Annotated in this window: 26 protein-coding genes; 16 read left to right on the top strand and 10 right to left on the bottom strand. The window is 62.5% G+C overall.

All coding sequences use genetic code 11. The features are described 5' to 3' along the window. Window positions 1-44: 44 nt before the first annotated feature. Window positions 45-926 (bottom strand): polyprenyl synthetase family protein, encoded by an 882-nt coding sequence (locus tag M0D66_RS21060; RefSeq protein ID WP_093634998.1) that lies wholly within the window; start codon window positions 924-926, stop codon window positions 45-47. Continuing rightward, the gene (locus M0D66_RS21065; protein WP_054034828.1) at window positions 923-1231 is read right to left on the bottom strand and encodes an exodeoxyribonuclease VII small subunit; all 309 of its coding nucleotides are present in this window, start codon (window positions 1229-1231) and stop codon (window positions 923-925) included. Before M0D66_RS21065 ends, M0D66_RS21060 begins: the two co-directional genes overlap by 4 nt. Window positions 1232-1518: 287 nt before the next feature. On the opposite strand from M0D66_RS21065, the gene M0D66_RS21070 reads away from it, so the two are divergent. Then, window positions 1519-2625, top strand: a complete 1107-nt coding sequence (locus M0D66_RS21070) for an SRPBCC family protein (protein WP_093634997.1) — start codon at window positions 1519-1521, stop codon at window positions 2623-2625. Window positions 2626-2769: 144 nt separating this feature from the next. After that, window positions 2770-3639 carry a sulfurtransferase gene (locus tag M0D66_RS21075; protein WP_093634996.1) on the top strand — a complete coding sequence of 290 codons (870 nt, stop codon included), beginning with the start codon at window positions 2770-2772 and terminating at the stop codon, window positions 3637-3639. Between the two features lie 134 nt (window positions 3640-3773). Here M0D66_RS21075 and M0D66_RS21080 read toward each other — a convergent pair whose 3' ends face one another. From M0D66_RS21080 to polA, 3 genes are all read right to left on the bottom strand, one after another. Further along, window positions 3774-4646 (bottom strand): dienelactone hydrolase family protein, encoded by an 873-nt coding sequence (locus M0D66_RS21080; RefSeq protein WP_266211492.1) that lies wholly within the window; start codon window positions 4644-4646, stop codon window positions 3774-3776. 90 nt (window positions 4647-4736) lie between these two features. Continuing rightward, window positions 4737-6089: an NAD(P)/FAD-dependent oxidoreductase gene (locus M0D66_RS21085; protein WP_200617372.1), complete on the bottom strand. Its 1353-nt coding sequence runs from the start codon at window positions 6087-6089 to the stop codon at window positions 4737-4739. A 177-nt stretch (window positions 6090-6266) separates the two neighbouring features. Then, window positions 6267-9008, bottom strand: a complete 2742-nt coding sequence (polA, locus tag M0D66_RS21090; protein WP_093634993.1) for a DNA polymerase I — start codon at window positions 9006-9008, stop codon at window positions 6267-6269. A gap of 1 nt (window position 9009) precedes the next feature. Between polA and M0D66_RS21095 the strand changes: the two genes are divergently transcribed. Then, window positions 9010-9753, top strand: coding sequence for a TIGR00730 family Rossman fold protein (locus M0D66_RS21095; protein ID WP_054034825.1), 744 nt, complete (start codon window positions 9010-9012; stop codon window positions 9751-9753). A gap of 80 nt (window positions 9754-9833) precedes the next feature. Here M0D66_RS21095 and M0D66_RS21100 read toward each other — a convergent pair whose 3' ends face one another. Beyond that, window positions 9834-10751 (bottom strand): transcriptional regulator GcvA, encoded by a 918-nt coding sequence (locus tag M0D66_RS21100; RefSeq protein ID WP_266211493.1) that lies wholly within the window; start codon window positions 10749-10751, stop codon window positions 9834-9836. A 97-nt stretch (window positions 10752-10848) separates the two neighbouring features. On the opposite strand from M0D66_RS21100, the gene M0D66_RS21105 reads away from it, so the two are divergent. Together M0D66_RS21105 and M0D66_RS21110 are read left to right on the top strand one after the other, a co-directional pair. Next, window positions 10849-11418 carry a chromate transporter gene (locus M0D66_RS21105; RefSeq protein WP_200650895.1) on the top strand — a complete coding sequence of 190 codons (570 nt, stop codon included), beginning with the start codon at window positions 10849-10851 and terminating at the stop codon, window positions 11416-11418. Continuing rightward, the gene (locus M0D66_RS21110; RefSeq protein WP_266211494.1) at window positions 11415-11945 is read left to right on the top strand and encodes a chromate transporter; all 531 of its coding nucleotides are present in this window, start codon (window positions 11415-11417) and stop codon (window positions 11943-11945) included. Before M0D66_RS21105 ends, M0D66_RS21110 begins: the two co-directional genes overlap by 4 nt. Window positions 11946-12009: 64 nt before the next feature. Here the strand turns inward: M0D66_RS21110 and M0D66_RS21115 are convergent, their stop codons facing one another. Then, the gene (locus tag M0D66_RS21115) at window positions 12010-13536 is read right to left on the bottom strand and encodes an AMP nucleosidase (RefSeq protein WP_054034928.1); all 1527 of its coding nucleotides are present in this window, start codon (window positions 13534-13536) and stop codon (window positions 12010-12012) included. 200 nt (window positions 13537-13736) lie between these two features. Here M0D66_RS21115 and M0D66_RS21120 point away from each other — a divergent pair, with 200 nt between their 5' ends. The 6 genes from M0D66_RS21120 to M0D66_RS21145 all read left to right on the top strand — a co-directional run bounded on the left by M0D66_RS21120 (window position 13737) and on the right by M0D66_RS21145 (window position 19277). Further along, the gene (locus tag M0D66_RS21120; protein ID WP_200570572.1) at window positions 13737-14132 is read left to right on the top strand and encodes a hypothetical protein; all 396 of its coding nucleotides are present in this window, start codon (window positions 13737-13739) and stop codon (window positions 14130-14132) included. A gap of 296 nt (window positions 14133-14428) precedes the next feature. Further along, the gene (locus tag M0D66_RS21125; protein WP_200650898.1) at window positions 14429-15424 is read left to right on the top strand and encodes a homoserine kinase; all 996 of its coding nucleotides are present in this window, start codon (window positions 14429-14431) and stop codon (window positions 15422-15424) included. Next, window positions 15415-16221 (top strand): BPSS1780 family membrane protein, encoded by an 807-nt coding sequence (locus M0D66_RS21130; protein ID WP_093634984.1) that lies wholly within the window; start codon window positions 15415-15417, stop codon window positions 16219-16221. The genes M0D66_RS21125 and M0D66_RS21130 overlap by 10 nt, the downstream gene beginning before the upstream one ends. 205 nt (window positions 16222-16426) lie before the next feature. Further along, entirely contained in the window at window positions 16427-16879 is a 453-nt protein-coding gene (locus M0D66_RS21135) for a MarR family winged helix-turn-helix transcriptional regulator (protein ID WP_093634983.1), read from the top strand. A gap of 172 nt (window positions 16880-17051) precedes the next feature. After that, window positions 17052-17471, top strand: coding sequence for an organic hydroperoxide resistance protein (locus M0D66_RS21140; protein WP_093634982.1), 420 nt, complete (start codon window positions 17052-17054; stop codon window positions 17469-17471). A 306-nt stretch (window positions 17472-17777) separates the two neighbouring features. Then, window positions 17778-19277: a deoxyribodipyrimidine photo-lyase gene (locus M0D66_RS21145; RefSeq protein WP_266211495.1), complete on the top strand. Its 1500-nt coding sequence runs from the start codon at window positions 17778-17780 to the stop codon at window positions 19275-19277. A gap of 319 nt (window positions 19278-19596) precedes the next feature. On the opposite strand, the gene M0D66_RS21150 is transcribed toward M0D66_RS21145, so the two are convergent. Both M0D66_RS21150 and M0D66_RS21155 read right to left on the bottom strand, forming a co-directional pair. Continuing rightward, complete coding sequence (locus M0D66_RS21150; RefSeq protein WP_093634980.1) at window positions 19597-19773, bottom strand: DUF3563 family protein; 177 nt, start codon at window positions 19771-19773, stop codon at window positions 19597-19599. A gap of 107 nt (window positions 19774-19880) precedes the next feature. After that, a complete protein-coding gene (locus M0D66_RS21155; RefSeq protein ID WP_266211496.1) occupies window positions 19881-21077 on the bottom strand; it encodes a PHB depolymerase family esterase in 1197 nt (398 codons plus the stop codon). A gap of 356 nt (window positions 21078-21433) precedes the next feature. Here M0D66_RS21155 and M0D66_RS21160 point away from each other — a divergent pair, with 356 nt between their 5' ends. The 4 genes from M0D66_RS21160 to M0D66_RS21175 all read left to right on the top strand — a co-directional run bounded on the left by M0D66_RS21160 (window position 21434) and on the right by M0D66_RS21175 (window position 24466). Continuing rightward, a complete protein-coding gene (locus M0D66_RS21160; protein ID WP_093634978.1) occupies window positions 21434-22135 on the top strand; it encodes a phosphatase PAP2 family protein in 702 nt (233 codons plus the stop codon). A 161-nt stretch (window positions 22136-22296) separates the two neighbouring features. Then, window positions 22297-23070 carry a molybdate ABC transporter substrate-binding protein gene (gene modA, locus M0D66_RS21165; RefSeq protein ID WP_093634977.1) on the top strand — a complete coding sequence of 258 codons (774 nt, stop codon included), beginning with the start codon at window positions 22297-22299 and terminating at the stop codon, window positions 23068-23070. 18 nt (window positions 23071-23088) lie between these two features. Next, window positions 23089-23763 carry a molybdate ABC transporter permease subunit gene (gene modB, locus M0D66_RS21170; RefSeq protein ID WP_211705655.1) on the top strand — a complete coding sequence of 225 codons (675 nt, stop codon included), beginning with the start codon at window positions 23089-23091 and terminating at the stop codon, window positions 23761-23763. Window position 23764: 1 nt separating this feature from the next. Beyond that, a complete protein-coding gene (locus tag M0D66_RS21175) occupies window positions 23765-24466 on the top strand; it encodes a sulfate/molybdate ABC transporter ATP-binding protein (protein WP_200650901.1) in 702 nt (233 codons plus the stop codon). Between the two features lie 19 nt (window positions 24467-24485). Here the strand turns inward: M0D66_RS21175 and M0D66_RS21180 are convergent, their stop codons facing one another. Then, complete coding sequence (locus M0D66_RS21180) at window positions 24486-25322, bottom strand: TOBE domain-containing protein (protein WP_200617389.1); 837 nt, start codon at window positions 25320-25322, stop codon at window positions 24486-24488. A gap of 206 nt (window positions 25323-25528) precedes the next feature. Here M0D66_RS21180 and M0D66_RS21185 point away from each other — a divergent pair, with 206 nt between their 5' ends. Beyond that, complete coding sequence (locus tag M0D66_RS21185; RefSeq protein WP_200650902.1) at window positions 25529-26323, top strand: SDR family NAD(P)-dependent oxidoreductase; 795 nt, start codon at window positions 25529-25531, stop codon at window positions 26321-26323. Window positions 26324-26454 lie beyond the last annotated feature (131 nt).

Below are 26454 nucleotides of genomic sequence, written 5' to 3' on the forward strand. Positions count from 1 at the left end.
ACATGCACCCCGTAGCAAAGGTGCGCGGCGGCGGGCTTTCGCGTTCAGCTAACCCGGTTCACCACCAGGTCGGCCAATTCGGCAAGACGCTGCGCGCGCGCACCAAACGGCGCAATCGCAGCGTGGGCGTCGCTGCGCAGTTGCGCTGCGAGCGCACGCGACGCATCTAGCCCAATAATCGACACGTAGGTCGGCTTGCCGTCCTTCGCGTCTTTACCTGCTGTCTTGCCAAGCGTTGCGGAATCGGTCGTGACGTCGAGAATATCGTCGACGACCTGAAACGCGAGGCCTACGGCGGCCGCATATGCGTCAAGCGAACGCATGGCGTCCGCATTCGGCGTTTCGCCCGCCAGCGCGCCCATGCGCACCGCGGCACGCAACAAGGCGCCGGTTTTCATCCGGTGCATGGTTTCGAGTTGCGGGCGCGTCAGCGTATGGCCGACGCTCGCGAGATCGATAGCCTGGCCGCCGCACATGCCGACCGAGCCGCTCGCCAGGGCCAGTTCACGCACCAGCGCGGCCTGCTGCGCCGGCGCCAGCACGTCCGACGTCAACGCGACGAATGCCTGCGCTTGCAGCGCGTCGCCGACCAGCAGCGCCGTGGCTTCGTCATACTTGACGTGTACCGTGGGCTTGCCGCGACGCAGCGCGTCGTCGTCCATGCAGGGCATGTCGTCGTGCACGAGCGAGTACACGTGGATCATTTCCAGCGCCGCCGCGGCCGCGTCCAGGCACTCGGCGCGCGCGCCGGTCAGTTCGCCGGCCGCGTGGCACAGCAGCGGGCGCACCCGCTTGCCACCGCCCAGCACGGCGTAGCGCATGGCTTCATGCAGTTTGGCCGGCTCAGTCGCTTCCGTGGGCAGGTAGTGTTCTAGTGCCGATTCGACACGTTCGAGTACCGAGCGAGTCCATTGTTCGAATGTCATAGGTCGTCCCCGCTTTCAGTAGCGGCTGTGCCTGCGCTATTCATAGGCAGCGGCTTCAGCGTCTCGCCATCGAGCACGCGCACCTGTTGCTCGACCTTCTCGAGCTGCTGCTGGCAAAACGCGACGAGCGCCGCACCGCGCCGGTAGGCGGTGAGCGATTCCTCGAGGCTGAGATTGCCGCCTTCCATGCGCGCCACCAACCCTTCCAGCTCAGCCTGGGCGGCCTCGTAGTTCTCGGGCAACGGCGTGGTATCGACGCCTTCAGCAGGCGCGGCAGCAGTATCTTTCGACGCGGTCTTCGCCATGAATAGTCGCAAAATTAAAACAAGTCGGACATTCTACGGCAAAAGCGACATTTCCGATCCCATCGCCAGCCCGCGCCCCGCCTTTGCCCTTCGCGCCCGCCTCTCAGTCTCGCAGAAAAAAAACGATTGGTCTGCGGCGAAAACCTTGAACTTCCTTGACATTTTTGACCCAAATCAGGCACTTAAGCGCCCCGAGGAGGGGGAATCGGGTATAATCGCGGGCTCCCTAAATCGAATCTATCGATGGTTGGGTTGTTCACTGCTTTCACGTCTTCACGGGAGTGGGAATGTCCAATCTGAGCAATGCATTGCAGTTGCGGTCTGTCCACAGCCAGCTGCCAGTCACGGCTTACTTTGACGAAGCGCTTCTAACGCGCGAAATCGACACCCTTTTCAAGAAAGGTCCTCGCTACATCGGCCACGATCTCATGGTGCCCGAAGCGGGAAATTATTTTGCTCTGCCCAGCGAGAGCGAAGGGCGTGTGCTCGTCCGTAACCAGCAGTCGCAAGTCGAACTGCTGTCGAACGTCTGCCGCCACCGGCAAGCCATCATGCTCAACGGCCGCGGCCAGACGGAGAACATCGTCTGTCCCCTGCATCGCTGGACGTACGACCTGAATGGCCAGCTCCTCGGTGCACCTCATTTTGCGGATAACCCCTGCCTGAATCTCGGCGCCACGCCGCTGCAGAACTGGCAAGGCCTGCTGTTCGAAGCACAGGGGCGCGACGTCGCGCGGGATCTGGCGCGCCTCGGCACCAAACAACACTTCGATTTTTCGGGCTTCATGTTCGATCACGTCGAAGTGCACGAGTGCAATTACAACTGGAAGACCTTCATCGAGGTCTATCTGGAGGACTACCACGTCGCGCCGTTCCATCCGGGCCTTGGCAGCTTCGTCAATTGCGACGATCTGACGTGGGAGTTCGGCGAGTGGTACAGCGTGCAGACGGTCGGCGTCCACAAGGATCTGGAGCAGCCGGGCAGCCCGACGTACCGCAAATGGCACGACGAGGTGCTGCGCTTCCGCGGCGGCAATCCGCCTGATTTCGGCGCGATCTGGATGGTGTATTACCCGGGCATCATGATCGAGTGGTATCCGCACGTGCTGGTCGTGTCGTGGCTGATTCCGCGCGGTCCACAGAAAACCACCAATGTGGTGGAGTTCTATTACCCTGAAGAAATCGCGCTGTTCGAACGCGAGTTCGTCGAAGCCGAGCGCGCCGCCTATATGGAAACGGCCCGCGAAGACGACGAGATCGCCGAACGCATGGACGCCGGCCGCCGCGCGCTGATGGAACGCGGCGAATCGCAGGTCGGCCCGTATCAGAGCCCGATGGAAGATGGCATGCAGCACTTCCACGAGTTCCTGCGGCGAGAACTCGGCGCGATCTGATTCGCGCGGTCCGCATCAAAACATGGAAGACGGGCTTCGGCCCGTCTTTTTTTGTTTAGACTATCAGTATCGTTCGGCCATTCGCTAACGGCCTCAGGCCGCCGCGTAAGCGCCGCAACCATCTTGCATGGGACTGGAGACGTCATGCCCCACACTCACTACACCACACTCATCTCCGCGACGAACCTCGCGGAACGGCTGGCCGCCGCGCCGGGCAGCGTGTTCGTCATCGATTGCCGTTTCGATCTGGCGGACACCGAGGCAGGCGAAAAAGCCTATCTGGCCGGGCATTTGCCGGGCGCGCATTATTTGAACCTCGATCGCGATCTGTCGGGGCCGAAGAACGGCCACAACGGCCGCCATCCGTTGCCGGATCGTGCACGGCTGGTGGAGACGCTGGAGTCGCGCGGGCTCAAGCAGGGGCAGCAAGTGGTCGCATATGACGCGCAGGGCGGCATGTACGCCGCGCGCGCGTGGTGGCTGCTGCGCTGGCTCGGCCACGATGCGGTGGCGCTGCTCGACGGCGGGCTGCAAGCCTGGGAGGCGGCAGGTAAGCCGCTGACGCAGGACGCCCCGGCACAAAACACGGGCGACTTCAAAGCGGGTGCGCCGCTTTCGGTTACCGTCGACGCCCAGACCGTCGAGCGCAACCTCGGTACGAAAGAACGCGTCGTGGTCGATGCGCGCGCGAACGATCGCTATCGCGGTGAAAACGAAACGCTGGATCGCGTCGGCGGCCATATTCCTGGCGCACTCAACCGGTTCTTCAAGGACAACCTCACCGCCGACGGCCGCTACAAGCCGGCGCACACGCTGCGTGAGGAATTCCATGCGTTGCTGGGCGACACGTCGCCGGAACACGTCGTGCTGCAATGCGGCTCGGGCGTAACGGCGTGCGTGAATGCGCTCGCGATGGAGATCGCCGGCATGCATGGCGCGGCGTTATACGCGGGATCGTGGAGCGAATGGAGTTCTGATCCGAAGCGGCCGGTTGCAACGGGCCCGAATCCTTAAGCAGCCCGTCAAGCAGGACGATTAGTATTAGGCCGTGGCCGCTTTCCAGCGGCCACGGCCTTTTTGCATCCTTCTAGCCGAGCGCATCGGCACGCCGTTATGGCGCGTCAACCGACGGTATCGAACTGGCGCTCTCAGGCGACCCCGTGCTGCTTGAACCACACCAGCGCCCGGCGCCAGCCATCCTCGGCATCGGCTTTCTTGTAACTCGGCCGGTAATCCGCGAAAAAGGCGTGGCCCGCGTCGTCGTACACGACGAATTGCGAGCCGCGCCCCGCCTGCGGGCCCTGCGCGACGGCCTGTTTCATCTGTTCGAGCGTGTCTTGCGGAATGCTCTGATCTTGCAGGCCGTATAGACCCAGAACCGGCGCGTGCAACTGCGCCACTTCATCGAGCGGATTGGCCGGGGTCATCGCGGTTTTCTGGCCTGTTACGCGTCCGTACCAAGCCACGCCCGCCTTCAGCCGCGGATTGTGTTCGGCATATAGCCACGCGATCCGCCCGCCCCAGCAGAAGCCGTTCACACCCAGCCGGTTCAGATCGCCGCCGTGTTCGCCCGCCCAGGCGACAGTTGCGTCGAGGTCGCCCAGGACCTGGTCGTCCGGCACCTTGCTGACCAGTTGCTCGTTGAGTTGCTGCATGCTCGTGTAAACAGTCGGATCGCCCTGCCGCTCGTACAGGTTCGGCGCGATCGCCAGATAACCCTGTTTGGCGAAACGCCGGCACACGTCGGCGATATGCTCGTGCACGCCGAAAATCTCATGCACGACGATGATCACCGGCAAGTGCGTCTTGCCCTTGGGCTGCGCGCGATACGCCGGCACCAGCGTGTCGCCGGAACGCACCGCGATCTCGCCGGCTTCAAGGCCGTCGCTATCGGTATGGATGGTTTGCGCCGACACTGGCATCACGGCCGCGGCGAAACCAGTGCCGAGCGCGGCTTTAATGAAGGTGCGTCGATTGAAGGGAACGTGCGGGACCAGGCTGTCGATATCGGGTTTCAGCATGCGGCGCTCCTCGTGTGAAGGTTGGAGGCAACAGGATACGCTTCACCCGCATCCTGTTGCAGATGCAACCTTCTCGAGCGCAGTCAGCTTTCAGTGCAGCTTGACCCGCGGCAGCGTGGTGCGCCGCAACCAGTGCGCGAAGGTGTCGAGCACCATCCGCGCGTAGCCGTGCAGCGCCGCGATATGCAGCCGGTACAGTGACATGTACATGAAGCGCGCGAACAGCCCTTCAATCAGCATATTGCCGCCGATCACGCCGCCCATCAGATTGCCAACCGCACTGAAGTGCCCGAGCGACACCAGCGAACCGAAGTCGCGATAGGTAAACTCAGGCAGCGGCTTATTCTCGAGCCGTGCCGCAAGCGCCTTCAACAGGAAGCTCGCCTGCTGGTGAGCCGCTTGCGCACGCGGCGGCACGTTGCGTTCGTTGCCCGGCCATGGGCAAGCCGCACAATCGCCGAGCGCGAAGATGTTGTCGTCGACTTCGGTTTGCAGCGTGCGGCGCACGATGAGTTGCCCCAGACGGTTGACCGGCAGGCCGTCGAGTTCACTCAGGATGGCGGGCGCCTTGATGCCCGCCGCCCATACCGTCAGATCGGCGCGCACAGTTTTGCCGCTGGCCGTGCGGATCATGCCCGGAGCGACCTCGGCCACGGTCTCGCCGATCATCAGCTTCACGCCGAGCTTGGTGAGCAATTCGGCGGTGGCCGTCGACACGCGCTCCTGCAAGGCCGGCAAAATGCGCGGCCCCGCCTCGATCAGCACGATGCCGACGTCGTGCCGCGGATCGAGCTTATGCAAACCGTACGCGGACAACACCTGGGCCGTATTGCGCAACTCAGCCGAGAGTTCGACGCCCGTCGCGCCGCCGCCGACGATCGCCACCTGGATGCGCGGCTCGGTGGAGGACGACGACGTGCCTGGGCCCGATTCGACCGGCTCATGCACCTGATGCTCCGCACGCATACAGGCCGCGATCAGGCGTTTGCGGAAGCGCTCCGCCTGGCTGACTGTGTCGAGCGCGAGAGAGAACTCCGACGCGCCTTTCACGCCGAAGAACGCCGTGGTGCTGCCAATCGCGATGATCAGCGTGTCGTATTCGAGTTCGCGCGCGGGCAGCAATTCGGCGCCGTCGTCGTCGAGCACGGTACCGAGCGTGAGGCGCTTGTTCGCGCGGTCCAAACCGGTCAGATCGCCCTGCTGAAACTCAAAGCCGTGCCAGCGCGCCTGCGCTGCATATTCGAGTTCCTGGGTGAACGGGTCCATGCTGCCGGCTGCCACTTCATGCAGCAGCGGCTTCCAGATATGGGTTGGATTACGGTCGACGAGCGTCACTTGCGCGTGCACGCCGCCCTTGTTCTTGTGGGGTGCATAGCGGTCGCCCAGGCGCGTCGCCAGTTCCAGTCCCCCCGCACCCCCGCCAACGACGATAAAACGATGCATTGAACTCTCCGTATTTGCCGATGGGTTATGCGTCGCGACGGCGCGCTTGCAGCATGAAACGCGCGCAGTCTATCCTGGCGATTGTCCGCGAGCGGCACGGGTTGTCACAAGCCATCAATACGCATATGTGACATGCGCGCGACGATATCGCCTATCGCGCGCGCCGTCACATGCACGTCAATGCGCTTCTTCCCAGTTCAGGCCGGCGCCCACTTCGGCGACCAGCGGCACTTTCAGCGCGGCGACACCGCACATCAGTTCCGGCAAGCGCTTACGTACATCGGACAATTCCGCGTCCGGCACTTCGAGGATCAGTTCGTCGTGCACCTGCATGATCATGCGCGTTCCGACCTTCGATTCTTCGATCCACTTCTGCACCGCGATCATCGACAGTTTGATCAGGTCGGCGGCCGTGCCTTGCATCGGTGCGTTAATGGCCGCGCGCTCTGCAGCCTGACGGCGCGGACCGTTGCCGCCGTTGATCTCCGGCAACCACAGGCGGCGGCCGAACGCCGTCTCCACATAGCCCTTGGACTTCGCGCTCAGACGCGTTTCATCCATATAACGCGCGACGCCCGGATAACGCGCGAAGTAGCGGTCGATATACAGCTTGGCCGCGTCACGCGTAATGCCGAGGTTCGCGGCGAGACCGAACGCGCTCATGCCGTAGATCAGGCCGAAGTTGATGACCTTCGCTACGCGCCGTTGGTCGTTCGACACTTCGAGCGGCGTCACGCTGAAAATCTCCGCGGCAGTGGCGCGGTGAATGTCTTCGCCCTGCGAGAATGCACGCAGCAGGGATTCGTCGCCGGAAATGTGCGCCATGATGCGCAATTCGATCTGCGAGTAGTCGGCGGAGACGAGTTTGTGGCCCGGCGGCGCGATAAACGCCTCGCGGATACGACGCCCTTCGCCGGTGCGCACGGGGATGTTCTGCAGGTTCGGATCGTTCGACGCCAGCCGGCCCGTGACCGCCACCGCCTGCGCATAGTTCGTATGCACACGACCGGTCTCGGCGTTGACCATGCGCGGCAGCTTGTCCGTGTAGGTCGATTTCAGCTTCGACAAACCACGGTGTTCAAGCAGGATCTTCGGCAGCGGATAGTCTTCAGCGAGCTTTTGCAGCACTTCTTCGTCGGTGGACGGCGCGCCGCTCGGGGTCTTCTTGACCACCGGCAATTCGAGCTTCTCGAAGAAGATCTGACCAATCTGCTTCGGCGAGCCAAGATTGAATTCGCCACCGGCCAGCACATACGCTTCGCTTTCCAGCTGAATCAGACGCGTGGCGATTTCACTGCTTTGCGCGCGCAGCTTTTCGGCGTCGATCAGCACGCCGGTGCGCTCCATCTTGCGCAAAACGCGCGAGGTCGGCACTTCGATGTCGCGATACACGTAGTCGAGGGTCTTCTCCGCGGCCACTTGCGGATACAAGGCCTGATGCAGACGCAAGGTGATGTCGGCGTCTTCCGCCGCGTATTCGGCGGCCGTTTCCAGCGCGACTTCGTCGAAGCCGATCTGCGACGCGCCCTTGCCCGCCACCTCTTCATACTTGATCGTCTTGATGCCGAGATGGCGCAGCGCGAGGCTGTCCATGTCATGCGTACGGTGCGATTCGAGCACGTACGATTCCAGCAGCGTGTCGTGTTCGACGCCGCGCATTTCGATGCCGTAGTTCGCCAGCACCTGTTCGTCGTACTTCATGTGCTGGCCGACCTTCTTGTGGTCGGCGCTTTCCAGCCACGGCTTGAGCTTCGCGAGGACTTCATCGCGCGGCAGTTGCACGGGTGCGTCCGGACCGCGATGCGCGACCGGCACATAAGCGGCATAACCAGGCTCGACCGAGAACGACAAGCCCACGATTTGCGCGGTCATCGGGTCAAGCGAGGTGGTTTCGGTATCGAATGCGGTCAACTCAGCGGCGTTGATCTTCTCAAGCCACGCGTCGAGCTGCTCCCAGGTCTGCACGGTGTCGTAGTGACGTTCGTGATCGACGGTGAGCGCCGGCGGCACATCGGTCTCGGGACCTTCCACGACTTCGGCGACTTCCACCTCACGCAGCCAGGTCTTGAAGCCGTTGCGCGTGAACACGTCGCGCAGTTCTTCGCGCGATTCCGGCCGGCTTTCCAGGCTTTCTTCGATCGACACGATATGGCCGGTCAGATCGCATTGGCGCTCAACGGTGACGAGTTTCTTCGCCATCGGCAGAAAATCGAGCGCACGCCGCAGATTGTCTCCTACCGCACCTTTGATCTCGTCCGCATGTGCGACGATGCCGTCGAGGGTTTCGTACTGCGTCAGCCATTTGATCGCCGTTTTCGGCCCGCATTTTTCGACGCCGGGCACGTTGTCGACGGTATCGCCGATCAACGACAGGTAGTCGATGATGCGTTCCGGCGGCACGCCGAATTTGGCGATCACGCCTTCGCGGTCGAGCTTCTCATTAGTCATCGTATTGATGAGGGTGACATGATCCGACACGAGCTGCGCCAGATCCTTGTCCCCAGTCGACACGATCACATTCATGCCGCGCTTTTCCGCCTCGGTGCTGAGCGTGCCGATCACGTCGTCAGCTTCGACGCCTTCAATCATCAGAAGCGGCCAGCCGAGCGCGCGCACGGCGACGTGAATCGGCTCGATCTGACGCGCGAGATCCTCGGGCATCGACGGACGATTCGCCTTATAGTCGGCATACCAGTCGTCGCGAAACGTTTTGCCCTTGGCGTCGAACACGCACGCGCTATACTCTGCAGTAACTTCCTTGCGCATGCGCCGCAGCATGTTGATCATCCCATAGAGCGCACCCGTCGGGCCACCCTCGGGTCCGCGCAGATCAGGCATCGCATGGTAGGCCCGGTACAGATAACTCGAACCGTCGACCAATAGCAGGGTCTTACCTTCAAGGCTTCGTTCTTCAGGCATTATGACTAAGAGAAAAGTGATTCCGAGTCTGCGATCACTCGCAGATCAAGAGCGCGCTACGGCTAAGAAGGCCCGCGCATCGTGGCAGATGTTCACGATTATGGCAGAGTTTATCGAGGCGACCGAGTACCTCTCGGAGATTCGTCCGGCTGTCAGCATCTATGGTTCAGCGCGCCTGAAACCGAACTCGCCGTATTACAAACTCGCCACGCAAATCGCGCGCAAGCTGTCGGACGCCGGCTTCGCGGTCATCTCGGGCGGCGGCCCCGGCATCATGGAGGCGGCCAACAAGGGCGCCCATGCAGGCAAAGCCCCTTCGGTCGGCCTGAACATCGAACTGCCGCACGAGCAATCGGGCAATCAATGGCAGGACATCTCGCTGCGCTTCCGCCATTTCTTCACGCGCAAGGTCACGTTCGTGAAGAACTCGGATGCGGTGATCGTCATGCCGGGCGGTTTCGGCACGCTGGATGAGCTCGCCGAAGTCCTCACGCTGATTCAAACCAAGAAGTCGCGCCACGTGCCGATCATTCTGGTGGGCGGCGAGTTCTGGGAAGGCCTGCTTGCGTGGTTCAAGAACTCGCTCACGCCGATGGGCCTGATCAATCCGACGGATATGGACTTGATGCAGGTGATCGACGATCCGGACCAGGTGCTCGAAGCCGTGTTGAAGTTCTATGAAGACCGCGAAGAAGCCGAACCGCATCCGGCCAAGTCGGATGAAGACCGGATGTTCTATCTGTGATGCTGGAGCTTCGCGCCTCGTGCGCGAAGTCGGCTTGCTGATGTTCAATGCGTCATTGAACAGAGCAACGCACGCGGGTTCTAGAGAGCGGCCTCCAGGTCGCTCGCTTCCACTACATCGGTCTGATCGCCCTGCGCTTGCAGCCATTCGCAGAACTGCGCCACTAGCGGCGCCTGCGCGACCTCCCGCCTCGCCACCCACCAATAGCCGCGTGCATCGATACGCGGACCGGCCAACGGCACGACGAGCCGCCCCGATGTCAGCTCATCCGCCAGCAACGGCAACGGGCCGAGCGCCACGCCGAGCCCATCCACCGCGGCCTGCAAGGCCAGATAGAAGTGATCGAACGACTGCTTCTTCCGGCATGTCGCCGTGACCCCTGCCGCCGATAACCAGTTGCTCCACGCATCGGGCCGCGTGTCCGAATGCAGCAGCACGTGCTTCGCGAGATCGTCAGCCACCTTGATCGGCGAGCGTTGCAGGAGCGCGGGACTGCACACCGGGAGCTCGCTCTCGCCAAGAAAATGGCCGCTCACACAGTTCGGCCAATGCGCCGGCCCGCGCCGCACGGCGACGTCGAAACCGTCCAGCGTTTCGACCGGTGCGTTTGAAGTCGATAGGCGCAATTCCACATTCGGCACCTTGCGCTGGAATTGATGAAGCCGCGGCAACAGCCACTTCATTGCGAAGGTCGGCAGCGCATTCACCCTTAAAACGTGAACGACGCCCGTATCGCGCAGTTGATCCGTAGCAAGCGCGATGCTGTCGAACGCGGCCTGGACGGTGCCCAGATAGCGGCGGCCGTCGTCGGTCAGACGCACGCGCTTGCCGCGGCGATGAAACACCTGCACGCCGAGCCATGTTTCAAAAGCCGCGACTTGCCGGCTAATTGCACCGTGCGTCACATGCAATTCGTTCGCAGCGGCAGTGAAACTTTCATGCCGCGCGGCCGCTTCGAAGGCACGCAGCGCCGGAAAGGGAGGAAGATTACGAGCCATGCTTGTGATTCTAAATCACAAAGGCGCGCTCAAAAATCGTTTTGCCCAGCGCCGGTTCGGCGCTAACCTCCAGAGCTTGAACTGGAAGCCTAGCCATATGGATCACGATCTCACCTCAACCACGGCCGACCGGCCGCCCACGCCCACATTGCGGGAAATTTTTAGCGGCTTTCTCGGCCTCGGGCTGATCTCATTCGGCGGCGCATTGCCGCTGGCGCGGCGCGCCGTGGTCGAGCAACGGCGCTGGCTGACCGGCGCGGAATTCACCGACTTGCTGGGCCTGTGCCAATTCCTGCCGGGCGGCAATGTGATCAATCTTTCGGTGGCGATCGGGATGCGCTTTCGCGGCGTGCCGGGCGCGCTGGCAGGTTTGCTCGGCTTGATCGCGGGGCCTTCGCTGGTGGTGATCGGCCTTGGCGTGCTGTACGAACACACGCAAAACGACCCGCACGTTCGCCATCTGTTTGCCGGCCTCGCCGCGGCGGCGTCCGGCCTGCTGATCTCGATGGCCGTGAAAATCCTTCTGCCATTGCGCGATAAACCGATGGCCGCGCTTATCGCGGCGCTCGGCTTCATCGCGATCGCCATCATGCGGCTGCCGCTTCTGCCCACGATGCTGGTGCTCACGCCGCTCAGCATCTACATCGCGTCGAGGGCCGCACGATGACCGACACGCTCATTTCTCTGGCCATCATTTTCAGTCAGCTTTCGTTGCTCGCGTTTGGTGGCGGCAACACGATCCTTCCGGAGATGCAGCGACAGGTGGTGGATGTGCATCACTGGATGCCGGCCAGCGAATTCAGCGCGCTGTTCGCGCTTGCGCAAGCGGCGCCGGGGCCCAATCTGATGATCGTGACGTTGGTCGGTTGGCACGTGGCGGGTTGGGCGGGGATGCTCGTGACTTCAGTGGCGAAGTTCGGACCTTCGTCGCTCGTGACAATTCTTGCGCTGCATGCGTGGGACCGGTTCAAGGACCGTCCGTGGCGGCGTTACGCGCAAATGGGACTGGTGCCGGTGACAGCAGGCATCGTCGCGGCGAGCGCCTCCCTGATCGCCGAAGCGTCGAACCCAACGGCGATTGCATGGGCGATCTGCGCATTTACCGCTGGGCTGGCGTTGAAGACGCGGATTCATCCGCTGTGGTTGCTAGCGGCGGGGAGTTTGATTGGGCTGACGGGGTTTGGGCAGTTTTAAGGCGGTAAGGCGAGGAGAGGAGCAGACGCCCGCCCTCGCCTTACCGCGCCTTATCGAAAGGCGCTTACTGAAACGCCACTTCCGCGAAGCTGCGCAACTTGCGGCTATGCAAACGATGCAGGCCATTCATCCGCAATAACTCCATCGCCTTCACGCCGATCTGCAAATGCTGATCGACCTGCGCGCGATAGAACTGATCCGCCATGCCGGGCAGTTTCAATTCGCCATGCAAAGGCTTGTCCGACACGCATAGCAAGGTGCCGTAAGGCACGCGGAAACGGAACCCGTTGGCCGCAATCGTCGCGCTCTCCATATCGAGCGCGACCGCGCGGCTTTGCGACAGCCGCTGCACCGGCTCACGGTGATCGCGCAACTCCCAGTTGCGGTTATCCACACTCGCCACGGTGCCCGTGCGCATCACGCGCTTTAACTCGACGCCGTCCAGTTGCGTAACTTGCGCGACCGCGCGTTCCAGCGCCACCTGCACTTCGGCGAGCGCTGGAATCGGCACCCACAGCGGCAAATCGTCGTCGAGCACGTGATCTTCGCGCACATAGCCGTGCGCCAGCACGTAGTCGCCCAAACGCTGCGTATTGCGCAGACCCGCGCAGTGGCCGAGCATGATCCACGCATGCGGCCGCAGCACGGCGATATGATCCGTGATCGTCTTCGCGTTCGACGGCCCGACACCGATGTTGACCATCGTGATGCCACTGCCGTCGGCACGCTTCAGGTGATACGCGGGCATCTGCGGCAAACGCGGCGGCGCCGTGCCTTCCTGCGCCTGCTCGCCGAGATTCTCGTTGTACGTGATCACGTCGCCCGGTTCCACGAACGACGTGTATTCGCTGCGATAGGCGCGCAGTTCTTCATCGTCGGTATGGGCCATCATCGTGCGGCCGAGTTTGACGAACTCGTCGATATAGAACTGGTAGTTCGTGTACAGCACGTAGTTCTGGCAATGCGTGGGTGAGGTGGCCGTGTAATGCTTCAGCCGATGCAGCGAGAAATCCACCCGCGCCGCCGTGAACAGCGCGAGCGGATGCGGCTCGCCCGGCAGCGGCTCATACGTGCCGTTGACGATCCGATCGTCGAGCAGCGCGAGGTCAGGTGTATCGAACACGTCGCGCATCAGGAACAGGCGCTCGCGATCCAGATCGCCCTCGAGATGGATGCCTTCGGCGAAAGCAAAGTGAATCGGAATCGGCTGATCGGACACACCGACTTCGATCTTCACGTGATGGTTCTTCGCCAGCAGGCGCAATTGCTCGCGATAGTAGTTGCCGAACAGATCTGGCCGCGTGACCGTGGTCTCGAACACACCGGGGCCCGCGACGAAACCGTATGAGCGGCGTGAGTCGATATGCGTGTTGACTTCGGTGCGCACTCGGACGAACGGGTAGCAGGCGCGCACCCGGCGCTCGAACAGTTCGTTGCGGCGATAGCGCGCGAAAGCGTCGCGCAGAAACGAGGTGTTCGCTTCATAGATCGCCGACAGACGCGTGACCGCCTCGGCCGCGTCGTCAAAGGATTCGGTTGGGAAGCTGTTGGCGGGAGTCTGCACCGCGCGTTGATTGGTATCGTTGTTCATCTTCATTCGCCCCTATTGATGAGATGACATTACCACGGAACCCGCGATCGCCAAATGACCTCGCCGCGCCTACCACAACTGCCGCAACAGCGGCCGCAAGATTGCGCGCACGTCGCGCGAAAGCGGCGCAAAATAAGGCGATCGCGCCCGTAGGCAAGGCTGGATTTGCTAGAATCGGGGCACCATATTGGAGAATCACCATGAAGCCGTTCCTTCCCGTCGCCGTTGCACTGGCCCTCGCCTTTGGCAACGCGGCGATGGCTGCCCAGCCTGTCGATGACACTCCGGCCCCCGGCGCGCCCCAGTCCGCCAATGAACGGGCCGGTCTGCCTGATCTGGAGAAGATCAATCGTCCGGCCGCCGAGGTCAGCTCGAAGGTCGAAATCAACGTCCCGCGCACGCCGAGCTTCTACGAACGCAGCGCTAACGGCACCGAAATCACCGAATACCGCGACAAAGGCAAGCCCGTTGAAATCAACGTGCATTCGAATCTCGGCACACGCTATCAGATGAGCGCGCCGCTCGACACGTCGCCCACCGTGCGGGACAACGGCCGCCCGAACGCGCGTTTGCCCTCGGTGAATCTGACTTATTGATGCATGCCGGGGCGGCGGCGTGATGTAGGCCGCGCCCGGATCTGCGCGGCCCGCGGGCGTCGCCCCGGGCTTTTAGCCTGCTTGCCGATTTTCAGCACCGCCTGCAGCATGGCGATACCGCGTTGAATTGTCACAGCGCTTAGCGACCCTGACGGGTGGCCAGGATTGGCAGGCAAGGTTCGCTGCCTGATTGAACTTGACCGCGTGACCCTGACCGCGCTTTCTGCAACGCATTTGCCACATCTCGCACTGGTCGCCTCGCGCCAGCCCGACTAACCTGATCCGACGTTTCCCGCATGGCTGTCTTCACCGCTGTCACCGAACCCCAACTAGCAGAATGGATGCGTCACTACGATCTCGGCGAAGTCGTCGAGTTTCGCGGCATTCCGTCCGGTATTGAGAACAGCAACTTCTTTCTGACGACGACGCGCGGTGAATACGTCCTCACGATTTTCGAAAAGCTGACGGCCGAGCAACTGCCGTTCTATCTCGATCTGATGCAGCACCTGGCCGCGCACCGCGTGCCGGTGCCGGATCCCATGCCGCGCGAAGACAGTGCGCTGTTCGGCACGCTGCACGGCAAGCCCGCCGCCATTGTGACCAAGCTCGAAGGCGCGCCGGAGTTGGCGCCGCAAATCGAGCACTGCGTCGAGGTCGGGCACATGCTCGCGCGCATGCATCTGGCGGGGCGCGATTACGCGCGCTATCAGCCGAATCTGCGCAGTCTGCCGTGGTGGCAGGAAACCGTACCGACCATCCTGCCGTTTCTCGAGGGGGCGCAACGCGACCTGCTGTCGTCTGAATTGGCGCATCAAGAGGCGTTCTTCGCGTCGGCGGATTACGCCAGGCTGCCCGAAGGTCCGTGCCACGCCGACCTGTTCCGCGATAACGCGCTGTTCGCGCATGCAGCACCGGAATCCGGCCACGAGGTGCGCCTGGGCGGCTTCTTCGACTTCTATTTCGCCGGCTGCGACAAGTGGCTGTTCGACGTCGCGGTAACGGTCAACGACTGGTGCGTCGACCTCGCCACCGGCAAGCTCGACGAGGCACGCACCGAAGCCATGCTGCGCGCCTACCAGACCGTGCGCCCGTTCACTGTCGAAGAAAACCGCCATTGGGGCGATATGCTGCGTGCCGGCGCTTACCGCTTCTGGGTCTCGCGCCTGTATGATTTTCATTTGCCGCGCGCGGCCGAGCTACTCAAACCGCACGACCCCGGTCATTTCGAGCGCATTCTGCGCGAACGCCTGTCCGGCGTTGCTCTTCCAGGCATTCATACCTCATGCAACTGATCGAAGTCCCCGCGAAAACCGGCTATGTCTGGTTCCGGCAGGGTATCTGGCTGTTCCGCAAGAACCCGCTCGCGTTTCTGACGCTGTTCTTCACCTATCTGCTGGTCATGACGCTGGCGGCGCAGATTCCGGTCGTCGGCGGCGTGCTGCCGCTGGTCTTCATTCCGGGTGTCGCCGTCGGCTTCATGGCGGCGTGCCGCAACACCATCGCGGGCAAACCGGTGTTCCCGACCATTCTGGTGGACGGCTTTCACTCCTACGGCCCCGCGGTCGCCAAACGTCTGCTGGCGCTGGGCGTTCTGTACGTCGTCGCGATGGCGCTGGTGCTGGCCGGCTCGGCACTCGCCGACGGCGGCATGCTGCTCAAGGTCATGCTCGGCATGGCTACGATGGATCAGGACGCGATCGCCAACAGCAATATCCCGCTGGCGGTGATCGCCGCGTTTGCGTTCTACATTCCCGTCGCGATGATTTTCTGGTTCTCGCCGGTTCTTATCGCGTGGCACGACGTGCCGCCCGTCAAGGCGATGTTCTTCAGTATCGTGAGTTGCTGGCGCAATCGCGGCGCGTTCATCGTGTTCGGCGCACTGTGGTTCGCGGTGGCGACCACGGTCTCGTTCGGCTTGTCCGCGCTGATGCAGGCGCTGGGCGCGGGTGACTTCGCATTCGCGATCCTGATGCCCGCCACGATGATCGTCACGACCATGCTGTATTGCTCGTTCTACGCGACCTATCGCGGCTGCTTCGGCGTGCAAACGCCGGAAGCACCGGACCTGCCGACCACGCCGGCGGCTTGAGCGCCGGCTAGACCGTTGCTCACGCGCGGGCGCTTTTTCGGCGCCCGTGGGGTTTCAATCCGGCGCACTGCGCGCTTTCGCGCTGGCGCCGTCCGCCCCCATCGCCTCGCCAAATTACCATCCGCGCTCGGCATCTCGCCTCGACTTACGGCACAATGGTTTGCGCGCAATCGATTTGCACGCTCTTTTTTACGCGAGATGCAACATGACCCAGCGCCCCGCTTTGCCCTTCACGCTCGACGAGCAACTCTGCTTCGCCCTCTATTCGACCTCGCTTGCGATGACGAAGGCGTACAAACCGCTGCTCGACAAGCTCGGCCTGACGTACCCGCAATACCTGACGATGCTCGTGCTATGGGAGGCCGACGACGTCACGGTGAAAGACATGGCCGCACGCCTGAATCTCGACTCGGCGACGGTCACGCCCCTGCTCAAGCGCCTCGAAGCGCAGGGCTACCTGGAACGGGTACGCGGCGTCGAAGATGAGCGGCTCGTCTATATCCGGCTCACCAAAGCGGGCACCGCGCTGAAGCGTCAGGCACGCGAAGTGCCGGCGGAAATCTTCTGCGCGACCCAGCAGACGCCGGAATTCCTGCTCCGTCTGCGTGACGATCTGACGCGCCTGCGCTCCACGCTCAACGATTACATGGACCACTAGTCGGCCTGTTTCAAAAGGCACGCTATCGGAGCGATACAAAAATTAGTTTGCACACAAATGATTTGTGTACTATCTTTATCACATGCCGCTTCGATAGCACTCCGCCAGAAAGGCAGCCAAACAGCGGCAAGCATGCAAACCACCCTGACAACCCGGATTTAGGAGCAGCACAATGAACATCCTCTACAAAGCAAGCGCAACCAGCACCGGTGGCCGTGACGGCCGCGCAGTATCGTCGGACAATGCATTGGACGTGAAGCTGGCAGCACCGCGCGAACTGGGCGGCACGGGCGCAGCGGGCACCAACCCTGAACAACTCTTTGCAGCGGGCTACTCGGCGTGTTTCCTGAGCGCGATGAAGTTCATCGCCGGCCAGCGCAAGCAGGCTTTGCCGGCTGACACGCAAGTCACGGCAGAAGTGGGGATCGGCCCGAACGACAATGGCGGCTTCGCGCTCGACATCGATCTGCGCGTCTCGCTGCCGGGTCTCCCTGCAGATGCAGCCAAGGAACTGGTCGACGCAGCGCATCAGGTCTGCCCGTACTCGAACGCCACGCGCAACAACGTCGCGGTGCGCCTGCAAGTCGCGTAAGCTCCGGCGGCTTGAACGAATTGCCAATGAATCGAATCTTGACGCGCGCGGCACAACCGGGCCGTCATGAACAACGCTCGTACCCTGCAAATCAGGTACGGGCGTTGTGCCGTTTGGCGGTGCAATAGGCATTCGCGGACGCGGCACGCAATGTGCGGCATCGATCCGACCGATCATCTGCCGTCGCGCGATTTCGCCGATAGCTCTGTTAGTCAACGCGCAGTTCAGTAATATCGTCACCTGGCAGTCGATCATTGCGCCGGTCGATGCCAGACTGCGCAGCCCCTTACCCGACCCACGTTGCCAATGACACGCCTGCGGCGCCTGAACGACACCTTCGATACCGGTCTGGTCTGGTTTCGCCGCGACCTGCGCAGCACGGACAACGCCGCGCTCTACTACGCGCTCAAGCATTGCGTGCGCGTCTGGTGCGCGTTCGTATTCGACACGACGATCCTGCAACCGCTGAGCGACGCCTGGCAAACTCGCCATCCCGATACGCAGCCACAGGACCGCCGCGTCGAGTTCATTCTTGCTGCGTTGGGCGAATTGGACGAGGCGTTGCGTGCCAAAGGTGGCGGGCTCATCGTGCTGTACGGTGAGCCGGTCGATCTCGTGCCCAGGCTCGCCGACGAACTCAGCGTGGATGCGGTATTCGCCAATCACGATTACGAGCCGGTCGCGATCGGGCGTGACGAGACGGTGCACGAGCGGCTTGTCGAAGCCGGACGCCAATGGCTGACGTTTAAAGACCAGGTGATTTTCGAGCGAGATGAGGTGCTGACAGGCCAGAACAAGCCGTTCACGGTGTTCACGCCATATAAGAACGCTTGGCTCAAGCAGTTGACGGCCTTCGATCTGAAACCGTATCCGGTCGAGGCCTACGCGAAGCATCTGGCAGCACTGCCGCCGAGGCTGGACCGCCAACTGCCGACGCTCGATCAACTCGGCTTCGCACCGAGCAATCTTGCGGAGCTCAACTTGCCCACCGGCATGAGCGGCGCGCAACGCCTGCTCGACGACTTCATGACCCGCATCGACAGCTATCAGGACCGGCGCGACTTTCCCGCCGCCAAAGGCCCGAGCTACCTGTCGATGCATCTGCGCTTCGGCACTGTCTCGATCCGCACGCTCGCGCGACTCGCGCACGAGATGTCACTGCAACCGGACGGGCAAGGCTCGGCCACGTGGTTGTCTGAGCTGATCTGGCGGGATTTTTACTTCATGATCCTCTCGCATCATCCAAAGCTGGCGGACGGTGCGTCGTTCAAGGAAGAGTGTGACCAACTGCGCTGGGAGCAAGGCCCGGAAGCGGACGAGGCGTTCGCCGCATGGTGCGACGGCCGCACAGGCTATCCGTTGGTGGACGCCGCGATGCTGCAGTTGAACCGCACCGGCTACATGCACAACCGCCTGCGGATGGTGACAGCGAGTTTTCTGGTGAAGGATCTGGGTGTCGACTGGCGACGCGGCGAGCGCTACTTCGCCGAACAATTGAACGACTTCGATTTCTCGGCGAATAACGGCGGCTGGCAATGGGCGGCATCGACGGGATGCGACGCGCAGCCGTATTTCCGGATTTTCAATCCGATCACGCAATCAGAAAAGTTCGACGCCGAAGGGCGCTTTATCAAACGCTACCTGCCGCAGCTCGCGAAACTGCCGGCCAAATGGATTCACGCGCCATGGTTGGCAGGTGCGGATCGGCTCTCGGAATTTGGTGTGGTGTTGGGCAAGGATTATCCCGCCCCGATCGTCGACCATGCCGACGCGCGGCAGCGTACGCTTGCCCGTTTTGGCAAGTAAGCGCTCGCTCACATTGATTTGATCAGGAACGTCCGGCGAAGACTTAAGGACGCGCCGTTTGCGGTCGCTGCTGGTGTTCTGGTGTCGCTCGTCGCACTGACGCTTGCATACAGGCAACGGGACCGCTGGGCTGGCCGAACTGCTCGAGCCCCAGGTAGCCTACGTGGCATTTACCGCGGTGTTGAATCAAACGCGCTGTGGCAATTGAATCCAGCTGTTTAAGCGTGCTGAGCCCTTCCAATAGCTCATAACAGCTTGGGCGCCTCACCCCAAACATCGGCGTTCTTCAATACGCGCCGATGCTTCAAACTCGCGCAGCTTAGTGCTGGGCCATCCACGCCGGATGACGGGTAGCCGCCTCACGGTCGAGCTTGCGCATACGGAATTCCAGATCGTAAAGATCGGTTGCCTCTGCGAGGAAGGCGTCAGCGCGTTCTTTCGCGAGTTGATCGGGCGATTTGGTCAGGAACAGAAACAGGCGGCTAAGCAAGTACATGGTCAACCTCGACAATGAGTTTAGGCGTTAACGCCTAAGGGATAACCCGTATTATAGGGAAAACCCTAGGAACACGCCAATACTCATTTCGAAGTGTTGCTCCAATGTCACCGCGCGCCCGCCGAAGCTTCTGTGGCGGTGCTTTCAGCGATGCGGCCAGTGCCCGTGCGACGTTGGTGCCTGAAAAAATCCCACACCATGGCGCTCGCGTCCGGACCTTTGGCGGAATGGAAAGGTACGGCGTCATCGCCACCACTCCAGGCGTGCGCGAGCCCCTGGACACGGCACAACCGCACCACGCGCCGGCCGCCGCGCAGGTAGTCGCGCATCACAACGCCACCTTTGCGCTCTTCCTTCACTTCGCCGGATTTGCGCGCGCCTTTCTCGTCGACGATCCGGTTCAGACGAAGAAACTGCACCGCAAGCTGGTCCGCATTGACGGGCGCGACTACATGATCGGTGTCGCCGTGGAGGATGATGGCCGGCATCCCGGGGTATTCAGCCACGTTAACGAGTTCGTCAACCAGCTCGGCAGGCTCGCGACGCGCGCCGCGCCGCATCACGTCCATCGCCGTAATGCCGGAGCGGGCCTCGCCGAAAGCAGGGCCCGAATGCAGCGCGACCGCCGCGAACCGCTCCGGGTAATTGGCGGCCAGAAGCGCCGTCAGGCCGGCCCCGGCAGAGATTCCGGCGACATAGATGCGCTCGCTGTCGAAGCCGTGCTGGGCAACCAGTGAATCCACCAGCGAGACGACCGCACGCGCCTCGGCACCGCCGGCGCTGTCGCTGGCGTCATACCAATGCCAGCAGCGATGCGAATGCACATGCTTCGACTGTTCCGGATAAACCACGGCAAAGCCGAACCGGTCGGCGAGCACGTTCATCCGCGTGCCTTCGGCGAATTCGTCAATTGACTGGGTACAGCCGTGCAGCATCACGACCAGCGGCATCGCCTCGTGCGCATGGCCGGTCGGGATGTACAGCCCATACTGAAGGTGGTTGACGAGCCGCCCAGGCGCGGTAGGCGCCGAATGGAACGAGCGCGTCCATGAACCGCTCGCCCATGCCGAGGCGCGCGGACGAACCCGTGATTCACGCGGAGCGGCGCGCGGCGCCTCGCGTTTCGCGGATGCGCGCAACGCGGCCGCCGGCTTGACCGGGCGGGCCTTGGCCGAAGGTTTGGTGGTGGCGGCGCGTGCCGGCCGTGTGAGGGCGCGCTTGGTCGTTGCGTGAGTGTGCTCGGTTTGAATCGCGAGCAGCCGCTTAAGACCGCGCAGCCAGATTTTCGACAGACTTTTTGCCATCGGCGGGTAACCTCGCAAAAAGGGACAGGTGCCGTTCGATCGAACGACGCTTTGTTGTGCAATGCACAATAACACCAATCCTCATGCGATGCTGACGGCCTTGGCCTCTGCCGGATACCGAATTTTCCGCCCGGCGAACCTTGCAGCAGCACCAACGTCAAACCGTGGCAAAGCTTGTTCGCTAGCCAACACCCGCCACAAAAAGCCTGATGCGTGGCGAATCCCGCCCGCAGCACCCGTCTATACTGGCGGGTAAATAATGTCTGCCGACGCCTTTACCGCGTCGGCGATTCGCGCCGTTCGCGCGTTAAACCATTACCAACCCGATTCTACGCGGCCTTGGTCGCGCTTTTGCCATGCCCGATTTACCAGCCCATCTGTGGTATTCGATCACCAGCCTCGGCGGCGCTGGCATGACGCTGCCGCTCGCGTTCGCCATCGCGCTGTGGCTGGCGGTCGGCTACACGTGGCGCATGGCGGCTGGCTGGTTGCTGCTGCTTGGCGCGGCCATCGGCGTTGTGACCTTGACTAAGCTGGCCTTCCTCGGTTGGGGCGTCGGCGTGCGCGAACTGGATTTCACTGGCGTCAGCGGTCACGCCATGCTCTCTACCGCCGTCTATCCGGTCGCATTGTTCCTGATGTTGCTGCCGGCGCGTCCGGCGATTCGCCTGCTTGGCGTCTTATTGGGCTTAGCCGCGGGCATGGCGGTCGGCTTGTCGCGCGTCGTGCTGAGCGCTCACTCACCATCTGAAGCCGTGACCGGCTGCCTGGTCGGTGCGCTGGCGGCGCTGTTCTTTGTGCGCATGGCGTGGCATGCCGAGCCGGGCCGGCTGTCGGCGGCGCCCGTCGCCGCGAGTCTCATGATCCTCGCGCTGCTGATGCACGGTGTGCACGTGCCGACACAACGCTGGGTCACGCATATCGCGCTGAAGGTGTCCGGCCACGACCGGCCGTTCATCCGCGCCAAGTGGAGGGCCGTGCGCGACGTGCGTCCCGCCACAGCGCCGCTGTCGCAGACGCTCAACACGCTGACGCCGCCGGACTCGCCAGACGTCTGAAGCACGTTCAATCGATTTCCTGTTCAGCAACTGAAGCCAACGCCTGCCGGGCCGCGTTATGCGCGCGACTGAATAATCGTCATGGATACCGCTATAACCTTTCATATATTACGATAGCGTTTTAACCCGCCGCTCCGGCCCACGCCGGACATCCAGCCTTCATGACACTGTCCCGCCGCCTTGTGAAACACGCGCTGTTCATCGCCAGCGCCATCGCCGTTGCCGTCAGCGCCAACGCACGTGCCGACGAACTGGTGGTTTCGGCCGCCGCCAGCCTGACCAACGCGTTCAAAGCAGTGAGCGAGGTCTTCGAACAGCAACATCCGGGCACCAAGGTGCTGTTGAACTTCGGCGCGTCCGACGTGCTGATGCAGCAGATCGTCAAGGGTGCGCCCGCCGACGTGTTCGCCTCGGCGGACCAGAAAGCGATGGACAAGGCCGCGGCGGAAAAAGTGATCGTTCCGGCTACGCGCAAGGACTTTGCCGCCAATTCGCTGGTGCTGATCGTGCCGACCGACAGCCATTTCGCGCCGGCCTCGCTGAACGATCTGACGTCGGCGAATGTGAAGCGTGTGGCTTATGGCGATCCGGCTTCGGTGCCGGTTGGCCGCTATACGCAAGGCGCGCTGCAAGCCGCTGGCGTGTGGGACGCGGTCAGCGCAAAGGCTGTGCTGGCATCGAACGTACGTCAGAGCCTGGACTATGTGTCGCGCGGTGAAGTGGACGCCGGCTTCGTGTTCAGCACCGATGCCGCAGTCATGCCGGACAAGGTCAAGGTCGCGATGAACGTGCCGACGCAAACGCCGATCACCTATCCGATCGCGCAAGTCGAAGGCAGCCGCCACGCGGCCGACGCGCAAGCCTTTATGAACTTTGTGCTCTCGCCGGCCGGCCAGGCCGTGCTCGCGAAGTACGGCTTCAAGCCCGCGCATTAACCTGGGTACCGGACGCACATGCAACAGGCCTGGATTCCGCTCCTGCTGTCACTGAAAGTGGCGGGCTGGGCCACCGTGCTCAATCTGGTGTTCGGTGTCGCGGCCGGTTTCGGTTTGTCGCGCTGGCGCTCGGGCGCGCGCGACGTAATCGATTCGCTGCTCATGCTGCCGCTCGTTTTGCCGCCCACCGTGCTCGGCTACTACTTGCTGGTCGTGCTCGGACGGCGCGGCGTAATCGGCGGATGGCTCGACAAGCTCGATATCCAGTTGGTGTTCACCTGGCAGGGCGCGGTGATCGCGTCGACGGTGGTGGCGTTTCCGCTCGTGCTGAAGTCCGCGCGCGCCGCCTTCGAATCCGTCGATCCGCAACTCGAGCGGGCCGCGCGCACGCTCGGCGTGAGCGAAACGGCGGTCTTCTTTCGCGTGACACTGCCGCTCGCCGCCCGCGGCATTCTCGCAGGCGGTCTGCTAGCGTTTGCGCGGGCGCTCGGCGAATTCGGCGCGACGCTGATGATCGCGGGCAACTTGCCGGGACGCACTCAGACGCTTTCGGTTGCGGTCTATTCAGCCGTGCAGGCCGGCGACGACAGCACCGCCAATTTTCTCGTGCTCGTGACTTCCGTGACGTGCGTCGTGATCCTGTTGCTCGCGGGCCGTCTGGTGCCGCAGCACACGCTTCTGTCGTCCCGCTGATATGTTGCTCGCCGTCGACATCCGCAAGACCTTCCAGAGCGCCGAGCGCCATTTCACGCTCGACGTCTCGTTCAAGGCGACCACGCAGCGCGTCGTGCTGTTCGGGCCGTCCGGCGCGGGGAAGAGTTTGACGCTGCAGGCGATCGCCGGCTTGCTGCGCCCCGACGAAGGGGCGATCACGCTGCACGGCAACGCGTTGTTCGACAGCGCGCGCGGCATCGATCAGAAACCGCAGGCACGCAAGATTGCGTATCTGTTTCAGGACTACGCGCTGTTTCCGCATCTGAACGTGCGGCAGAACATCGGCTTTGGGTTGCAGAAGGGTTGGCTCAATCCGCGCGCGCGAATCTCGCACCCGCAAGTCGATTACTGGCTCGACGCGCTCGAGTTGAAGAGCGTGGCGGGTAATCATCCGGCGCAGCTTTCGGGTGGACAGAAGCAGCGCGTGGCACTGGCGCGGGCGCTTGTCGCCGAACCTCGCTTGTTGCTGTTGGACGAACCGTTTTCCGCACTCGATAGCGCGCTGCGTCAGCGTATGCGGAGCGAGCTGTCGGACCTGCAAACGCGGCTCGATATTCCGATGGTGTTGATCACGCACGATCCCGACGATGTCGCCGCGTTCGGCGATCAGGTCGTGCAGGTCAGCGATGGTTGCGTACGTGAGAACCACCCGTTTGCCGGGTACGAGCGTAGCGTGCCGTAACCGCAGCGCGCCTGCTCACTCAATCCTTCACACCAAGAATCACGCTCGACGCCTTGAATACCGCGACCGCGGTCCCGTCTTCCACAAGCCCAAGCGTATCGACGCTTTGATTCGTGACGACCGCGGTAATCACCGCGCCGCCGTCCAATAGCAGCGACACCTCCGCATTGACCGCCCCGCGCTTCACACTTTGCACCGTGCCGCGCAACTGATTACGCGCGGACAACTTCAGCGGCGTGCCACGTTCATCCTCCACGAGCAGCACCACCCAAGATGCCTTGATCAACGCAAACGCCGCCGCCCCCACCGCGAGGCCCAGCGTCTCGGTACTTTCATGCGTGACTACGGCGACGATCGTATGGCCACCTGGCAGCGCCAGCGACACTTCATCGTTGACCGTCCCGCGGGTGATGGCCGACACCGTGCCGTATAGCTGATTGCGTGCGCTCGTTTTCACGCCGATGCGGCCGATCAGATCCCAATCCGTGGCAAAGCCTTCGATCGCCGCGCCCGCGCGTTCGAGAAAACGCCGATGCTCGCGTTCGACGGCCCGAAACGTATCGATCAGCTTCACGGCGCGCGGCGTGAGTATCGTGCCGCCACCGCCTTTGCCACCGGTCGAGCGCACGACGAGCGGCTCGCCAGCAAGATTGTTCATCGTGTCGACAGCGTCCCACGCGCCTTTGTAGCTCATGCCGATGGCTTTCGCCGCGCTCGTGATCGAACCGGTTTCGCCGATCGCCGCGAGCAGCGCGATCCGTGACGCGCCGCCGAGCGTTTGCGCGCCTGCCTTAAACCAGACTGAGCCGCCAAGTTCGAGGGCTTCGTGGGACGGATCGATGCGGTCGGATGTCATGGCGGCAGGGGGAGGTGGGCTAGAAAAGGACAGCGAATCATTATAGCGACGCAGGTGTCCGTCGGCGGATGGGCACGCTTTCGACCCCGAAGGCGGATAGGTGGGATACTCACCTCGAAGGTTTGAGCACTCCGTCGCTTACATTTTTCGGCAGGGCCAGCCGCACGCCTGGGCAGTCCACCGCAACGTCAACAAGGAGCAAGCCAGTGAACATCGATCTATCCGGCAAGACCGCCATCGTCAGCGCGTCCACGGCGGGCATCGGCCTCGCCATCGCGACCGGCATCGCCGCAGCGGGTGCGGAAACCATCGTCAACGGCCGCAAACAGGAAGCGGTAGACCGCGCCATCGAAACGATTCTCAAGACTGCGCCGAAAGCAAAGCTGCGCGGCTTCGCCGGCGACCTCGGCACGCCCGAAGGTTGCGCGGCGCTCTCGAAAGCCGTGCCGCACGCAGACATTCTGGTGAACAACCTCGGCGTGTTCGGCCCCGGCGATCTCTTCACCACCACAGACGACGACTGGGAGCGCTACTTCCAGGTCAACGTGATGTCAGGCGTGCGGCTTACGCGCCATTATCTGAAGGGGATGATCGAGCGCAAATGGGGCCGCGTGGTGTTCATTTCATCGGAATCGGGGTTGAACATTCCGCCGGACATGCTCGCCTACGGCTTCTCGAAGACCGCGCAGTTGAGCATCGCGCGCGGGATTGCCAAGCAGGTGGCAGGCAGCGGCGTGACGGTGAATTCCGTGCTGCCTGGACCGACCTTGTCGGACGGCTTCCGCGCGATGGTGGAAGACACCGCCAGACAGCAAGGCAAGACCGTCGAGCAGGTCGCCACCGAATTCGTGCGCGAGCATCGCAGTAGTTCGATCATCCAGCGCGCGGCCTCCACTGAAGAAATCGCGAACATGGTCGTCTACGTCTGCTCGCCGCAGGCTTCGGCGACCACCGGCGCGGCGCTGCGCGTGGATGGTGGTGTGATCGATACGATTGCGTGACAGGCACCGCGCTTGCCGGCGACGTGGGGGGGGGGGGCGGAAAAAGAAAACAACAAACGCCAAGTAACGATGAAGCAACGGGGGAAAAAAAGACAAAAAGAGAGAGGGAAAAAAACAACACACCAAAAGCA

This window comes from Paraburkholderia sp. SECH2, from assembly GCF_030464795.1.
Lineage (GTDB): Bacteria > Pseudomonadota > Gammaproteobacteria > Burkholderiales > Burkholderiaceae > Paraburkholderia > Paraburkholderia aspalathi.